The sequence below is a fragment of the Xanthobacter aminoxidans genome (assembly GCF_043193615.1).
GTDB classification, from domain to species: Bacteria; Pseudomonadota; Alphaproteobacteria; order Rhizobiales; family Xanthobacteraceae; genus Xanthobacter; species Xanthobacter aminoxidans.
In genome coordinates this window covers 959018-973783 of the sequence record NZ_JBAFUS010000002.1, presented here as the reverse complement: position 1 = coordinate 973783, position 14766 = coordinate 959018, and the positions used below count along the sequence as shown (strand labels likewise).

Below are 14766 nucleotides of genomic sequence, written 5' to 3'. Positions count from 1 at the left end.
AGCATTGGCGCCCGGTCGCACTCTTTGTGCACCGGGCGGCCACCTTGCGGTAAACTGCCTCGATTCAACATCAGGCGCCTTCCATGACAAGCCAAGCCCAACCCGAGCCCCCCCACGCAGCCGCCGGGAAGATCATTCCGGTCGTCCTGGCCGGAGGATCGGGAACACGCCTCTGGCCGCTGTCGCGCAACAGCCTGCCGAAGCAGTTCCTGCCGCTGGCGTCCAACCACACGCTCTACCAGGATACCCTGCTGCGGTCGGCGCCCGACGACCTCTTCGGCCCTCCGGTGGTGGTGGCCAACGAGGAGTTTCGCTTCTTCGCGCAACGTCAGGCGCGCGAGATCGGCATCGATGCCACCGTCATGCTGGAGCCTGCCCGGCGCGACAGCGCGCCGGCTCTTCTGGCGGCCGCGCGTCATGTGGCCGAGACGCATGGGCCCGAGACGCTGGTCCTTGCCCTTGCCTCGGATCACGTGGTGCAGGACACGGCCGCCTTCCGGGAAGCCGTGCAACTCGGGGCGCGGATCGCGCGCCTCGGCCGCATCGTGACGTTCGGCATCTCCCCCTCCGAACCGCGCACCAGCTACGGCTACATCCGGCTGGGCACTGAGTTGGACCCGCTCGGCGCCTATGAGGTGGATTCGTTCGTCGAGAAGCCGGATCGCGCCACCGCTGAGCTTTATGTCCAGGCGGGCTACCTCTGGAACTCGGGAAATTTCCTCTTCCCCGCCGGTCTCCTTCTGGAGGAGGCCGAGCGCTACGAGCCGGCCATCGCGGCGGCCGTCAACTCGGCCGTGGCGAACGCCAAGATGGACCTCGTCGGCTTCCTGAGGCTTGATCCGGTGGCCTTCAAGTCGGCCCCCGCCAAGTCCATCGACTTCGCCGTGATGGAGCGCACGCGCCTTGCGGCGGTGGTGCGCGGCAGCTTCGGCTGGTCGGACGTGGGGGCATGGGACGCACTGTACGAGATCGGCGCACAGGACCAGAGCGGCAACGTCACCGTGGGGTCGGTCCAGTTGCTGGACAGTTCCAATTCCTATGTCCGTTCCGACGGCCCGTTGGTGACCGCCATCGGGATCGATGGCCTGTCCGTCATCGCGACCTATGACGCCGTGCTGGTCATGCCCTCCAGCCGCAGCCAGGACGTCAAGCACCTCGTCAACCTGCTGAAGACACGCAATCCCCGGGAGGTCGACGAGCACCTCACGGTGCACCGGCCTTGGGGCACACTGGAGAGCGTGTGCGAAGGCGAACGCTTCCAGGTGAAGAAGATCGTGGTCGAGCCCGGCGGCGTGCTCTCGCTGCAGAAGCACTACCACCGGTCCGAGCATTGGGTCGTGGTGCACGGCACAGCCGAGGTCACGCTGGAGGACCGCACCTTCATGGTGCACGAGAACGAATCCACCTACCTGCCCATCGGCACCGTCCATCGCCTCAGGAATCCGGGCAAGATCCCGCTGGAACTCATCGAGGTCCAGACCGGCTCCTATCTCGGCGAGGACGACATCACCCGCTTCGAGGACATCTACCAGCGCGCCTGAGCGCTGGTCCCAAGAGCGGTGGCGGCCCGGCTTAGGCCAGACCGCCCGCCTTCAGCAGCACCACGAAGGCCGAGAGGATGTGGTAGAAGGACGAGGCGGGCGCCGGCTCTTCCAGGAAGGCGCCATCAGCCAGCCACTGATCGCGCCACAGCCCGGTCACTGGCACGTCGAGATAGACCTTCAGAACCTCGAACGCCTCGCGGGCATCGGCAACGAAGGCCTCCCGCGCCTGCGCATCCGAGGTCGCCGCCGCAAACACCAGCGCGGTCCGCAGGCGCTCCGTCTGTGCCCACAGGCGGGCGCGCGGATCGGTCGGCGTTCCCGCCGCATCCACGGCGAAGATCGCCGCGCGGCGATCCGGGGCGATGCCGAAGCGGCTACCGAAGGCATAGAGCCGGTCCGAAGCGGCACGGTGATCGACGCCGAGCAGATCGCCGGCGTGGCGGAACAGATAGGCCCACTCGAACTGGTGTCCCGGCTCGCGCACGGCGCCCGGCGCGCCTTCCGCGAACTTCCAGTCCCCGTCGTAATATTCGCCGATCGCGCCGGTCTGCGGGTCCAGGAGGCGGGTCGCGCCGAGTTCGACGATCGCACGCGCGACACCTTCGAAGGGCTCGGTGATCCCCTCCGCGACCCACGCGAGCTGGGCTTCCAGAAGGTGCATGTGCGGATTGGAGCGCAGCGGCAGGACGCGGGGGCTTGCTTCCTCGAAACCCAACAGGGGATGCGCACGCTGTGCGGTCAATTCCCCCTGCAGCGCGCGCGCCGCCGCGAGCAGATCGGCGTCACCCAATCCGGCCCCTCGGGCATGGGCAAGGGCGAACAGCACGAATGCCTGATCGTAGAGGTCGGCCGTGTCGTCCAGAGGACGACCATCCGGCGCCACGAGGCAGCGAAAGAGTCCGTCCGCGCGCCGGTAATAGCTCATGAAGAAGGAGAGGCCATGCTCTGCCGCCTCACGCCACGGCCCCTGCCAGCCCAGCCGTCCGCCTTCGATGAAGGCGTAGGTCTGTCGGGTCTGAACCCTGAGGCGGCGCGGCGCGATGACCGGCTTTCCATCAAGCGCGATCTTTTCGAAGAAGCCGCCTGCCGGGTCCGCCCCCACCTGCCACCAGAGCGGCAGTGCGGCATCGAACAGCCATTCACGCGCCCAGCGAGCTTCGGCCTCAAGCATCATTGCGATTCCCCAATGTCCGCAGTGGCTGATCTTGACGCCCCGATCCGGACGTCGCCATTTCTGCCCTTATCGCACTGCAGCGACAAATTGTATCTCCTCTTGCCCTCAGGCGTCGGAACCCGGCCGGGGCCTCGTGTTCTCACGGCCCGGCCCTTGTGCTAGAGCACGCGCCGATGCGGCCTTGTCGCGAGGCGAGCCCGATTCCATCCGGTCGTTGGAAAGGTGGATACGCTTGTGACGGCATTCCTCCCGCTTGGCCTGCCCGACGTCATCCTCGTCCAGCCGCGCCGCTTCGGCGATGCGCGGGGCTATTTCTGCGAGACCTATGTGAAGCCCCTATATGCGGCGAACGGGATCGGCGCGGATTTCGTGCAGGATAACGAGTCCCTTTCGGCGCAGGTCGGCACCATCCGTGGACTGCACATGCAGGCTCCCCCCTTCGCCCAGGCGAAGCTGGTGCGGGTGCTCTCCGGTGCCATCTACGACGTGGCGGTCGACGTGCGGAAGGGCTCTCTTACCTACGGCCGCTGGGCCGGCGCGCGCCTTACCGCCGAGGGTGGCGAGCAGCTCTACATACCTCAGGGTTTTGCCCACGGCTTTTGCACCCTCGCGCCGGACACACGCGTCGCCTATAAGGTGGACGCGGTCTACGACCGGGCGAGCGAATGCGGGATCATCTGGGACGATCCCGACCTTGCCATCGACTGGACCCTGGGTGACGGCGAGAAGATCCTCTCGGACAAGGATCGCGTCTTGCCCCGCCTCAAGGATTTCGACAGCCCGTTCGCCTATCAGGGGACGGCGGCGAACGAAAGGTAGCTTCATGCGGGTGCTGGTGACGGGTGGCGCGGGCTTCATCGGCTCGGCGGTGGTGCGACACCTTGTGGGGCTCGGGCACGACGTCCTGAACTTCGACAAGCTGACCTATGCCGGCAACCTCGCCTCCCTCGCGCCGGTGGCCGAAAATCCGCGCTACGCCTTCGTGCAGGCCGACATCTGCGATGCCGGTGCCGTGCGTGCCGCGCTGGAAGGTTTCAAGCCCGACCTCGTGATGCACCTCGCCGCGGAGTCCCACGTGGACCGCTCCATCGACGGGCCGGGTGACTTCATCTCCACCAACGTGGTGGGCACCTACACCATGCTGCAGGAGGCCCTGCGCTACTGGCGGACGCTGCCGGGACCGCAGAAGGAGGCCTTCCGCTTCCACCACATCTCCACCGACGAGGTGTTCGGCAGCCTCGGCGCAGAGGGGCTGTTCCGGGAGGACACCCCCTACCAGCCCAACTCCCCCTACTCCGCCTCCAAGGCGGCCTCCGACCATCTGGTCCGGGCGTGGTTCCACACCTATGGCCTGCCGGCGGTGATGTCGAACTGCTCGAACAATTACGGGCCGTACCACTTCCCCGAGAAGCTCATCCCCCTCGTCACGCTGAACGCGCTGGAAGGCGCGGAGCTGCCCGTCTACGGCACGGGCGAGAATGTGCGGGACTGGCTGTTCGTGGAGGACCACGCGGAGGCCCTGTTCCTCATCGCCACCAAGGGCCGTCCGGGCGAGAGCTACAATGTGGGCGGCGCCTGCGAGCGGCGGAACATCGACGTGGTGCGCACCATCTGCGCCATCCTCGACGATATCGTGCCGGATGCCGCCATCGGAAAGCGTGAGGGGCTGATCCGCTTCGTCACCGACCGGCCCGGCCATGATGCGCGCTACGCCATCGACTTCTCCAAGCTGAAGGCCGAACTCGGCTGGTCGCCGCGGGAGACGTTCGAGACGGGTCTCGAAAAGACCATCCGCTGGTATCTCGCCAACCGTCCGTGGTGGGAACCGCTGCGCCAGCGCTATCAGGGCCAGCGGCTGGGGCTAGACAAGGCACCGGCGGCCGGCACGAAACTGGGGCTCGCATCTTGACGCGCATTCTTCTGTTCGGTGCCGGGGGGCAGCTCGGACGCGAAACGGCTACGCTGGCCGGTGAGCGGGGGATCGATCTTATCGCCCTCGGCCATGCCGACCTCGACATTTCCGATCCGGTCGCCGTCGCGCGTGCGCTCGAGGCCGCGCGGCCGGATGCGCTCGTCAATGCGGCGGCCTACACCGCCGTAGACAAGGCCGAGAGCGAGCCGGACCTCGCCGCCCGCATCAACGCCTTCGCGCCCGGCCTCATCGCCGAGCGGTGCGCCCGCTATCGCACGCCCTTCATCCATATCTCCACGGACTACGTGTTCGACGGTACCAAGCGCGGCGCCTATGTGGAGGCGGACCCGGTGGCGCCGCTCGGTGTCTACGGCCGCACCAAGGCGGCCGGTGAGGCGGCGGTGCGCGCCGCGCACGAACGCCATGTGATCGTGCGCACCTCGTGGGTCTACGGCGCTCACGGCAACAATTTCCTGAAAACCATGCTGCGCCTCGCCGGCGAGCGCGACCAGTTACGGGTGGTGGCCGACCAGCGCGGCTGCCCCACCGCCACGCGCGACCTCGCCGAGGCGGTGCTCGCCGCGGCGCTTGCGGCCGCCCAGGGCGATGCCCGCTGGGGCACCTACCATTTCGCCGGACGCGGCGTGACCACCTGGCACGGCTTCGCCAGCGCCATCGTGGCGGCGGCCGAACCCCACACCGGCCGCAGGCCGGAGGTGACCCCCATCACCACGGCCGATTATCCCACGCCCGCCAGCCGCCCGAAGAATTCGGAACTGGCCAGCGACCTGTTCGAGCGCACCTTTGGCGTGCGTGCCGCCCCGTGGGAGCAGCGCGCCCGCGAGGTGGTGGATGCGCTTCTCGCCAAAGCCCCCCAACCGGAGGCTTCGGAGCCCGAGAAGGCGGCCGCCCCCTCATCCGCAATTCCCGCGCCGCAATCCGAGGAAGCATCGTGAAGGGTATTATTCTGGCCGGCGGTTCCGGCACCCGGCTTCATCCCATCACGCTCGTCGTCTCGAAGCAGTTGCTGCCGGTCTACGACAAGCCGATGATCTATTATCCCCTCTGCACGCTGATGATGGCGGGCATCCGGGACATCCTGATCATCACCACGCCGCACGATGCCGCGCTGTTCCAGGCACTGCTGAAGGACGGCAGCCAGTTCGGCATCAACCTCACCTATGCGGTGCAGGAGCATCCGCGCGGCCTCGCCGACGCCTTCATCGTCGGCCGCGAGTTCGTGGGCAACGACCGCGTGGCCCTGGTGCTCGGCGACAACCTCTTCTTCGGCCATGGCCTGCCCGAGCTTCTGGCCGACGCGGCGCGGCGGGAGACGGGGGCCACCGTGTTCGGCTATCCGGTCCAGGACCCCGAGCGCTATGGCGTGGCCGAGATGGACGCTTCCGGCAAGGTTCTGTCGCTGGAGGAGAAGCCGAAGGCTCCGAAATCCAACCTCGCGGTGACGGGCCTTTATTTCTACGACAACCGCGTGGTGGACATCGCCGCGAACCTCGCCCCCTCCCCGCGTGGCGAGATCGAGATCACCGACGTCAACAAGGCCTATCTCGAACTCGGCGAGCTGCGCGTGGCCATGATGGGCCGAGGCTTTGCCTGGCTCGACACCGGTACGCCGGATTCCCTCGTGGAGGCCGCCCAGTTCGTCCAGATCCTGGAAAAGCGGCAGGGCCTGCGTATCTCCTCCCCCGAAGAAGTGGCCTACCGCGCCGGCTTCATCGACCGGGCCGGTCTGGAGGCGCGGGCGCACGACCTCGCCAAATCGAGCTACGGCCAGTATCTGGCGCGCGTGGCCGCCGGCACCGCCTGACCAAGGGACGGGTTGAGGGGACGGGTGGAAGGCCCGCGCGGCCTGCGGACACCCGCCGCACTTTTGAAGCGCGGCCGCATCCTGTAGGGTGGGGGCTGTCTTCCCTTGAGCTTTGCGGGGTTCTCGCCGTTCCGGCGCGCCGCCCTTTGTCGAGACCGGACTTTCGAGATGAGCAATTTCAACGAAGAGACCGTCACCAGCGTCCACCACTGGACCGACAACCTCTTCTCCTTCACCTGCACCCGCGATCCCGGCCTCCGCTTCCTCAACGGCCAGTTCACGATGATCGGCCTTCGGGTGGACGGCAAGCCGCTGCTGCGCGCCTATTCCATGGCGAGCGCAAACTACGAGGAAGAGCTGCAGTTCTTCTCCATCAAGGTGCAGAACGGCCCCCTCACCTCCCGCCTCCAGCACCTCAAGGTCGGCGACAAGATCCTCGTCGGCCGCAAGCCCACCGGGACGCTGGTGCAGGACAGCCTGCTGCCCGGCAAGCGGCTCTACCTCCTCTCCACCGGCACCGGCCTCGCGCCCTTCCTGTCGGTGGTGAAGGACCCGGAGGCCTATGACCGGTTCGAGAAGGTCATCCTCATCCACGGCACCCGCACGGTGGCCGAGCTGGCCTATGACGAGTATCTGACCAAGACCCTGCCCGACGACGAGATCCTCGGCGAGGAAGTCAAGGCGAAGCTCGTCTACTACCCGACCGTGACCCGCGAACCTTTCCGCAATCAGGGCCGCATCACGGACCTCATCACCTCCGGAAAGCTCTTCGCCGATCTCGGCATGCCGGTCATGTCGCCGGAAGAGGACCGCCTGATGCTCTGCGGAAGCCCGGCAATGCTGAAGGACGTGGTGGAGCTTCTGGAATCCCGCGGCTTCACCGAGGGCAGCCAGTCGGCACCCGGCCACTACGTCATCGAGAAGGCGTTCGTGGAGCGCTGACGTCCGGTCCCGTCACCGCGCTGCGGCAGCGCCGGACAGGCGGTGTCGCAGCATCTCGTCGAGGTGCACCGCCAGAATGTCGTGCGCCTCTTTCGACAGGTGGATCTCGTCGGTCGCGAACCGGGCCGGCAGGGTTGCCTTGTTCCCGACCAGGATCGCGTCTGCATCAAGGACGAGCACATCGCGCGACGCGAGGCCGCGGATGTGGGCGTTCACCTCTTCGGTGATCCCGTAGACCCGATCCGACCAGAACGGCCGGCGGATCAGCCTCGGCGTGGTGGGACGGATGATCGTGGATATGATGGCGCCCGCGCCGGACCCAGAAACCTCCAGGGCGAACCGAGACAGGTTGGCCTTGAGGTTGGTCACTGCGGCCCGCTCCATGGCCGGAAGATTGGCGGCCGCCACCACATCGTTGATCCCCGTGACGATGATCACCGCCTCCGGCTTGAGATCGATGACGTCGCTCTTGAAGCGGTAGGCCGATTGGACCGAGCTTTCCCCCGATACGCCTCGGTTGACGACCTGCCAGTCCGCAGCAGCCTTCCCGTTCACCGCAATCTGGTGCGCGCGGGAATCGCCGAATATCACGATACGGGGCTGGCCGGTCGCCGGCAGGCTTGCGTTCTCATCGGCGAACCGGTCGGGATCGATGGGCCGGAGGCGAAGCTCGGATCTGTCATGGAAAAACGACCTTGCGCCCATGACGGCCGTTGCGAGCGCCCCGGCGAGCAGCAGGCAAAGCAAGCCCAACACACCGAAACCTGCTGCGGGCCAGTTCATCAGTGTCGTCCGCCTGCTCTAGGACCTGAGAGAGTTTGGACATCCGCCAGCGGGAGCTTTGGCACCGTGGCCTAAGGCCGTGGCGAGCGCCGCACGACCGGCACGGAACCCCATCCATTCGGGCCAGCGCCCTGAGCCGGCGCGGCCCCCAAGTCCCATCACCAGCAATTCAGGTCACTTGGCAGGGCTTGCTTCGGGACCGCTTGCTGGGCCGGCAACCGGCGCCTCGGCGGTTGCCGATCCGACGGGACGCCGCGACATCCGTTTCCTCACCACCTTGCGCTCCTCAGCCGGAAGGAAGGAGCGCCCCAGGGCCATGCCGACAACGGCAAGGTAGATGATGAGAAAGCCCGGAATCTGCAACGGAAAGTCGAAGCTCGTGTGCACGAGGCCCGCGATGCCGACGAGGAGTCCGGCGAGGATGAAGGGATCATTGGGCCGGCGCAGCGCGCCCCGCACCAGCAGGGCGCCGCAGGCCAGCACATAGGCGAAGACGACGAAGGCAAGCGGATACCCACCCTCGAAGATCAACTCGACGGGCGTGCTATGGCCGATGTCGAACACCGCGGAAGTCCCGAGATCCTCAGTCCGAAACTTCGGGAAGCTTTCGGCGAAACTGCCGAGCCCGTATCCGATGAGCGGACGCTCCGCGACTGCGCCGAGCATCATCCCATAGGCATCCAGGCGCCCCAAGGTATCGAAGCCGATGCGTATCTGACGCTCGCGCCAGGCGCCGCCCGACAGGCCGTAGATGAGGGAGAACAGAACGAAGATCGCGAATGCGACCTTCCAGATGGATGCGCGCTTGCGCAGGCGAAGCTTGGATACGACAGCGCCCAGACCCACAAGGACGGTCAATATCAGCCCCGCGCGCGAGAGCGTCAGCGGGAGAAGGACGAGCACGAACAAACCGGCGGCGGCTGCAATGACGCGGCGGCGGCTCCCTTCCCCGCGGAAGAGGCTCGACAATGGCTTGTTCTCCCGCGCCGCGGCAAGAGCGCTTGGGAGCAGCATGGCCAGCACGATCAGGACTGCCGAGCCTAGGTAGATCGCCGAGGTATTCTTGTTCAGAAAGAAGGTGGTCAGCGCGCCTTCCTGGTCGTAGGGCCTGAGACTGTCGGAATCGGAGACGAAGCCGACAAACCCGATGAACCCGTATAGGCACGCGGCCCCGACGATGGCCCGCAGCACCTGCCCTGCCCGCTGCCGATCGGGGCCGATCACGATAGCCGCCGTCAAGACCAGCGCCGCGAGCAGGGGCCGGCCGAGGAAGAGGAGCGGCGAGTGCCGGACCGACCCGGATAGGGGTGCAATCTCGATGCCCAGAATCTTGCCAGCCTCCGACCACATGGCAAGCGGCGCCGGGCCCGGCGAGATGGACTGGAGGTACGCCACAAGACCGTAGGCCGCGAGGACGACGAGAAGGCCGCCCAGCAGGAGTGCGGCGCCGCGGGATACATCACGATAGCTGATGAGGAGCACCGCGACGGTGGCGAAGCCCGTCCACACCTGGATCCAAAGGAGCGCGACCGATCCGTCCGGCACCGGGGCAAGGATCACCATGGCCAGGAAGAACCAGAAGCCGATGCGGTCCGGGAGGCTTCGCACGCGGCGCCGACGAACCCGTGTATCCGCCGGGGCTTCGGCCGGCTTCTCTGCGGTCACTTCCACGGCCGGCTCCCCAGAGGTTCGACCGCCGGGAGGTCGATATCCTCGCCGCCGTTGCGGATGATCTCCGCCGCCCGCTTCTGGACCCTTTCCGGCGCCTCGGCGAGGATGTCCCGCAGGGCCAGCCGCGCTTCCGGCTTGGCCGCAACGTATTGTTCTCCAATGTATTCGGACAGGTTCTTGACGGCCAGCCAATTCACCGACTGCTTCAGATCCGCCAATTCGCTCTGATCGAGCTTTGGATAGAGCGCCAGAAGAATCTCCGTGCGGCGGAGAAGGGGCCACCCCTCATAGGGCCCGGAGCGAAAGGACTGTCGCAGATACGTCCGCAGCAGCGGTGTGTCCTCGTGCCGGATGTGCTCGATCCACGCCAAAATCGTCCAGGCACGTGGCGAGCCCGGGCTGCAGACAATGCTGGCCTTGGCCGCCTGCTCGGCTGCGGTAAGCCGCGTATCCGCGAGATCGGCATCATCTGCCTGGAACGCGGTCTCGGCGAGCGCGGAGCGAACGATCGCAAGGTCTTGAAGCGCCTGATAATCGCAGACACGATCGGAAAGCACCACGGACATGTCACGATCCATCGCCGCGATCAGATCCGGATCGTAAGGCTCTCCGGCCATCATGCGGGTGGCGACAGGGCGCAGGAACAGCCCTGAATCGAAGCGCCGGATGCCCGTAGAGGTCGACAGCCAGATCACCGCACCGATTGCGATGGCGAGCCCGGCGAGGCGTGCCGTGATCTTCGCAGCCTTGCTCGGACCGGGAGACCGACCACCATCCCCGCCATTACCATCATTGCCGGAGCCGACCGGCGCACCGGACGCCGCGTCGACGCCCCGGGCCGGATCAGGACTCTCGGCCATAGCTCGCGTAGTATTTGTGGTAATAATACTTGCTTCCGTAATCCTCGAGGCTGCGGAGCGCCTTCAGGTCAGCCTTGTTCAGCAGGCAGCCAAGCACCTTCTCGTAGACTGTTGGTGCGTTCTGCAGCGTATTGGCGACGAGATCCCGGTTGGATGAGCCCCAGTCGAGCACATAAACATAGCCATCGACGATATGCGTCGATGCCATGACGTCGACCACCGGAGCAAGCGGCGGGAAATCGATGACGATGTAATCGACATCCCGCTTCAGCGCATCGATCACCGCCGCCATCTGCTCGGACGCGAGAATCTCGTTGGTGTGGACGATATCGCCCGGCACCACCGCCGGAATGAAGCGGAGCCCCGTCATCCGGTCGACGATGCTCACTTCCTCAAGCGTCGCCTTGCCGAAGACCAGCTCAAGGAGGCCCGCACTGCGGCCCGGCGCGAGGCGCCGTGTCAGCGTCGGATTGCGCAGGTCGCCATCGATGAGCACGCAACGCTGGCCGCTATGGGCGATCAGCTGGGCGAAGTTGGCGGAAACGGTCGACTTGCCCTCCTTCGGCAAGGTCGAGACGATGCCGATGACCTTCACCGCGCGGCTGTGGATCGATACGTCCGCGGAAACCTTCACCGAGCGCAGCGTCTCCGAGAAGCGGGAGAACGGATCGGAGGTAACCTGGCGCATGATGCCGGTCGAGCTGTCGAACGCGCTCTGCCCCGCCGGAACCGGCGTCGCGACGGAAGACGGCAGGAGCGGAAGCACACCGAGGCAGTCGAGCCCCAGATAGCGCTCCACATCCGCCGGCAGCCGGAAGGTCCTGTTCATGCGCTCGCGCCACATGCCGACGCCGAACCCCATCAACAGTCCGAGAAAGAGGCCGCCGGCGACGATAAGCGTCGTCCGCGGGGATGAGGCCCGAAGCGGGGTGGACGCATCAGTGATGAGCCGCGCCTCGGTGATCGGGAAGGACTGCTGCTGGGTGGCCTGCATGAAGCGCTGCAGGAAGTTGTCGTAAAGGGCGCGATAGGACTGGGCGTTGCTCTCGAGCTCACGCAATTCAACCTGCGCCTGCCCCGTCAGCTTGGCCTGGACCATCAGCTGCTCAAGGCTGGATGAAAGGCTTGCCTCGCGGGCGCGGGCGATTTCCAGATCGGATTTGTAGGTCTCGGCGATGCGCGACAGCTCGGTGAAGAGCGAGCGCTGAAGGCCCTTGATCTCGTTATTGAGATTGACGACCGCGATATGGTCGGGGCCGTAGCGCTTGGACCAGTCCGCCTCGCGCTTCACGGCGTCGAGATACTGGGTGCGCAGGAGGCTGATGACCTGATTGTTGAGCACGTCCGACACGACTTCGTCGCTCGTGCCCGTCACGCCGCCCTGCTTGATGATGTTGTTGACGCGCTCATAACGCGCCTGCGCCTCGGCCACCGCGGTCCTGGCCGTGATCAGCTGCGTGTTCAGTTCCGACAGCTGCTGGTCGGAAATGAGGCCACGCTGCGTATCAATGATGTTGTTCTTGGCTTTGAAGTCCTGCACCGCGCGGTCGGCCGCAAGCGCCTGGTCGCGCAACTCGGCGATGCGATCCTGCAGCCAGACACTGGCGCGACGGGTCGCCTGGTACTTGGCCTCAAGCTGATCGACGATGTACGCCTCGGCGAGCTGGTTCGCCACATCTGCCGAGAGGACGGCGTCGATCGCCTTGTATTCGATGCTGATAACGTAGCTCAGACCAACGCGTTTGACGCGCAGACGCTTGCCGAAATCGATGATCTGAGTGCGCTCGATCTCGTAGTCGCTCATAGGAGAGCTGCTGACGAGAAACGGAACAACGAAACCAGCCACGGTGTTAAACACCGAATTGGCGCTCTCTTCGAGTTCCTTCTTCTTCGCCTCGACGAGCTTCAGCTCCTTGATGACCGCCTTGGCGATACGCTCGGACTGAAGAATCTGGACCTGGCTGTCGATGCCGCTGGAATCCATCACGCCCGTAAGCTGAGGCATGACTTCCAAGCCACGGGCCTGCTGCGTGTCGATCAGCAACTCGGCGGTTGCCGTATATTGCGGCGTTGCAACAAAACAATAGAGAGCCGCCAGACTTGCTACCGCGCCGGCGACGGCTGCGATGACCCACTTCTGACGACGGACCACCTGAAGCAAATTGACCAGATCGAGTTCGCCCTCGGTCTGGATATTCAGAGACTTCCCCGGCCCAGACTTGTCGATACGAAGCATGCCGCTAAAGCCCCGCTAACATCAGATGCAGTCGAAGCACACGCACCACCCAAGCAAAAGCCCGGCAATCTGACGCCCCGAAAGGATTCCTGCCGTGTACACCCGCGCGACCGGGCGCTTCAAACGAAAGTGGCCCGCCTCACGCATCCCCTGACCAACGCTATCGTGACGGTCAAGGAACACAGGAAGTGGGCCACCTGATTGGGCTTGTAAGGCAGATCAGCAGCCGAAGCGGCAGAACGGCGAAACCGGACGGCCGAGGAACTTGCTGATGCGCTGGTCGTACTTGTAAGCGCGATACTGGATGAGCGACCACTTCCAGCCACCAAAGCTATTGGAAGCAGCCTGGGCGCCGAAACGGTTCGCCGGCTGGAAGTTGGCATTGCTGCGCAGAGCAGCAAAACGCTCACCCCACAGGCCAGCGGCCTGCGACGGCATGACCGCCCCGAGGACCAGACCCGCAACAGCAGCGCCCGTCAGCGCCGCCTTGATCTTGGAAACTTTCGCCATCGCCCGCACTCCGATTAGGTGAGCCATGTTTACCACAAGCTCTGTGGCGCCGCAACAATCGCCGAAAGACCGATGCACGCCAGACGAGAAATCTACTGGAGCTTCACCGGGAGCGACCTACCTTGCTACCTAGAACTCGCGCAACGAACCGGAAGTTCCTGCTCGCCTTCATCTTCCACAACGTAAGATTCAGGGCGGGCAACGACCGGATCATCCAGCCTAGTACGTTGAGATGTAATGGCCGCAAACTTGACAGTGTCACCGGCTGGCCCGACCGCCTGACGCACGCCCGGCGCCGGCACCGTCAGGCCGTGGCGCTCTCGCCACACCAGCACAAGACCTGCTGAAACGACCGCTCCCGCCCCGATCAGCACCAGAGAATCGGGCCATTCGCCGAAAGCGAGCACCCCGAACACGGTGGCCCAGATCAAGGTCGCATAGTTCAGAGGTGCCACGACGGACGCAGGCGCGTAGCGCGTCGCCGAGGTCATCAGGATCTGGCCGAGACCGCCGGCGATGCCCGTTGCAATGAGAACGAGACTGGTGCGCAGGTCGGGAACCACCCACCCCAGCGGCAAGGTCGCAAGACCCGCGAGAGACGCGACGGTGGAGAAGTAGAAAACGATCGCTTCGCTCGTCTCCGTCCGCGTCAGGTGCCGGACCTGTGTCACTGCGAGCCCGGCGATCACGGCCCCGGTCAGGGCCATGGCCGCCCCGATCAGCGGCCCCGGTCCGCTCCCCAATGAGGCATGGGTGAAGGAGGGCCACAGCATGAGCAGGATACCGGCAAAGCCGACACCGAGCACCGCCCAGCGATAGGCGGGCACACGCTCTCCCAGAAGAACGGCTGCGAGAAGCACGGCGACCAGCGGCGTCACATAGGTAAAGGCAACGGCCTCTGCGAGCGGGATGAAGGCAAGCGCTGCGAAGCTGAGCCACATGGCGCTCACGCCCACCAGCCCGCGAACAACATGGCCGAACGGCTGGCGCGTCACGAGCGCGCTTGTCATCCGCCGCCTCCAAAGCAGCCAGATGACGAGCGGGACGAGACCGAAGGCGCTGCGCGCGAACACGACCTGCCCGCTCGGCACGTCGTCCGCCACGAAGCGCACGAGCGCGGACATGATGGCAAAGAAGAACGTGGCGCTGATTTGCAGGGCGATGCCTGCTGGGGCATTCATGAGCAAAAGTCCGGTGAGCGCTCCCTATAGCGCCTTGCCGGCTGGATGGGCATGCAAAGCGCGCAGGTGAAGGGCGTCAGCCCTGCGTCTGGAAGAGGGGCCGCGCCCATGGACGAGCCAGGCGCCCG

At 65.6% G+C, this 14766-nt stretch carries 13 protein-coding genes; 6 read left to right on the top strand and 7 right to left on the bottom strand.

From position 1 onward, the window contains the following. Positions 1-83: 83 nt before the first annotated feature. Positions 84-1541 (top strand): mannose-1-phosphate guanylyltransferase/mannose-6-phosphate isomerase, encoded by a 1458-nt coding sequence (locus V5F74_RS13550; RefSeq protein ID WP_051679281.1) that lies wholly within the window; start codon positions 84-86, stop codon positions 1539-1541. 31 nt (positions 1542-1572) lie between these two features. Here V5F74_RS13550 and V5F74_RS13545 read toward each other — a convergent pair whose 3' ends face one another. Continuing rightward, the gene (locus V5F74_RS13545; RefSeq protein WP_245279409.1) at positions 1573-2718 is read right to left on the bottom strand and encodes an AGE family epimerase/isomerase; all 1146 of its coding nucleotides are present in this window, start codon (positions 2716-2718) and stop codon (positions 1573-1575) included. A 234-nt stretch (positions 2719-2952) separates the two neighbouring features. Here V5F74_RS13545 and rfbC point away from each other — a divergent pair, with 234 nt between their 5' ends. The 5 genes from rfbC to V5F74_RS13520 all read left to right on the top strand — a co-directional run bounded on the left by rfbC (position 2953) and on the right by V5F74_RS13520 (position 7397). Beyond that, positions 2953-3537: a dTDP-4-dehydrorhamnose 3,5-epimerase gene (rfbC, locus tag V5F74_RS13540; RefSeq protein ID WP_029558763.1), complete on the top strand. Its 585-nt coding sequence runs from the start codon at positions 2953-2955 to the stop codon at positions 3535-3537. 4 nt (positions 3538-3541) lie between these two features. Next, on the top strand, positions 3542-4627 hold the full coding sequence (rfbB, locus tag V5F74_RS13535; protein ID WP_029558764.1) for a dTDP-glucose 4,6-dehydratase: 1086 nt from the start codon (positions 3542-3544) through the stop codon (positions 4625-4627). Next, a complete protein-coding gene (gene rfbD / locus V5F74_RS13530) occupies positions 4624-5586 on the top strand; it encodes a dTDP-4-dehydrorhamnose reductase (RefSeq protein ID WP_081837740.1) in 963 nt (320 codons plus the stop codon). Before rfbB ends, rfbD begins: the two co-directional genes overlap by 4 nt. Next, positions 5583-6455 (top strand): glucose-1-phosphate thymidylyltransferase RfbA, encoded by an 873-nt coding sequence (rfbA, locus tag V5F74_RS13525; protein WP_029558766.1) that lies wholly within the window; start codon positions 5583-5585, stop codon positions 6453-6455. Before rfbD ends, rfbA begins: the two co-directional genes overlap by 4 nt. 168 nt (positions 6456-6623) lie before the next feature. Beyond that, positions 6624-7397, top strand: coding sequence for a ferredoxin--NADP reductase (locus V5F74_RS13520; protein ID WP_029558767.1), 774 nt, complete (start codon positions 6624-6626; stop codon positions 7395-7397). A 12-nt stretch (positions 7398-7409) separates the two neighbouring features. Here V5F74_RS13520 and V5F74_RS13515 read toward each other — a convergent pair whose 3' ends face one another. From V5F74_RS13515 to V5F74_RS13490, 6 genes are all read right to left on the bottom strand, one after another. Continuing rightward, positions 7410-8180: an SGNH/GDSL hydrolase family protein gene (locus V5F74_RS13515; protein ID WP_029558769.1), complete on the bottom strand. Its 771-nt coding sequence runs from the start codon at positions 8178-8180 to the stop codon at positions 7410-7412. 174 nt (positions 8181-8354) lie between these two features. Further along, positions 8355-9851: an O-antigen ligase family protein gene (locus V5F74_RS13510; RefSeq protein ID WP_029558770.1), complete on the bottom strand. Its 1497-nt coding sequence runs from the start codon at positions 9849-9851 to the stop codon at positions 8355-8357. Continuing rightward, a complete protein-coding gene (locus V5F74_RS13505) occupies positions 9842-10711 on the bottom strand; it encodes a hypothetical protein (RefSeq protein ID WP_029558772.1) in 870 nt (289 codons plus the stop codon). Before V5F74_RS13505 ends, V5F74_RS13510 begins: the two co-directional genes overlap by 10 nt. Beyond that, the gene (locus V5F74_RS13500) at positions 10695-12947 is read right to left on the bottom strand and encodes a polysaccharide biosynthesis tyrosine autokinase (protein WP_250165694.1); all 2253 of its coding nucleotides are present in this window, start codon (positions 12945-12947) and stop codon (positions 10695-10697) included. Before V5F74_RS13500 ends, V5F74_RS13505 begins: the two co-directional genes overlap by 17 nt. 219 nt (positions 12948-13166) lie before the next feature. Then, positions 13167-13457, bottom strand: coding sequence for a hypothetical protein (locus V5F74_RS13495; protein WP_029558776.1), 291 nt, complete (start codon positions 13455-13457; stop codon positions 13167-13169). 125 nt (positions 13458-13582) lie between these two features. Next, positions 13583-14638 (bottom strand): DMT family transporter, encoded by a 1056-nt coding sequence (locus tag V5F74_RS13490; RefSeq protein WP_394008544.1) that lies wholly within the window; start codon positions 14636-14638, stop codon positions 13583-13585. Positions 14639-14766 lie beyond the last annotated feature (128 nt).

Bases quoted from the DNA above. Each gene is read 5' to 3' on its own strand.
- V5F74_RS13550 (WP_051679281.1), top strand. From the start codon at position 84: ATGACAAGCCAAGCCCAACCCGAGCCCCCCCACGCAGCCGCCGGGAAG.
- V5F74_RS13545 (WP_245279409.1), bottom strand. From the start codon at position 2,718: ATGATGCTTGAGGCCGAAGCTCGCTGGGCGCGTGAATGGCTGTTCGAT.
- rfbB (WP_029558764.1), top strand. From the start codon at position 3,542: ATGCGGGTGCTGGTGACGGGTGGCGCGGGCTTCATCGGCTCGGCGGTG.
- V5F74_RS13520 (WP_029558767.1), top strand. From the start codon at position 6,624: ATGAGCAATTTCAACGAAGAGACCGTCACCAGCGTCCACCACTGGACC.
- V5F74_RS13515 (WP_029558769.1), bottom strand. From the start codon at position 8,180: ATGAACTGGCCCGCAGCAGGTTTCGGTGTGTTGGGCTTGCTTTGCCTG.
- V5F74_RS13505 (WP_029558772.1), bottom strand. From the start codon at position 10,711: ATGGCCGAGAGTCCTGATCCGGCCCGGGGCGTCGACGCGGCGTCCGGT.
- V5F74_RS13500 (WP_250165694.1), bottom strand. From the start codon at position 12,947: ATGCTTCGTATCGACAAGTCTGGGCCGGGGAAGTCTCTGAATATCCAG.
- V5F74_RS13495 (WP_029558776.1), bottom strand. From the start codon at position 13,457: ATGGCGAAAGTTTCCAAGATCAAGGCGGCGCTGACGGGCGCTGCTGTT.
- V5F74_RS13490 (WP_394008544.1), bottom strand. From the start codon at position 14,638: ATGAATGCCCCAGCAGGCATCGCCCTGCAAATCAGCGCCACGTTCTTC.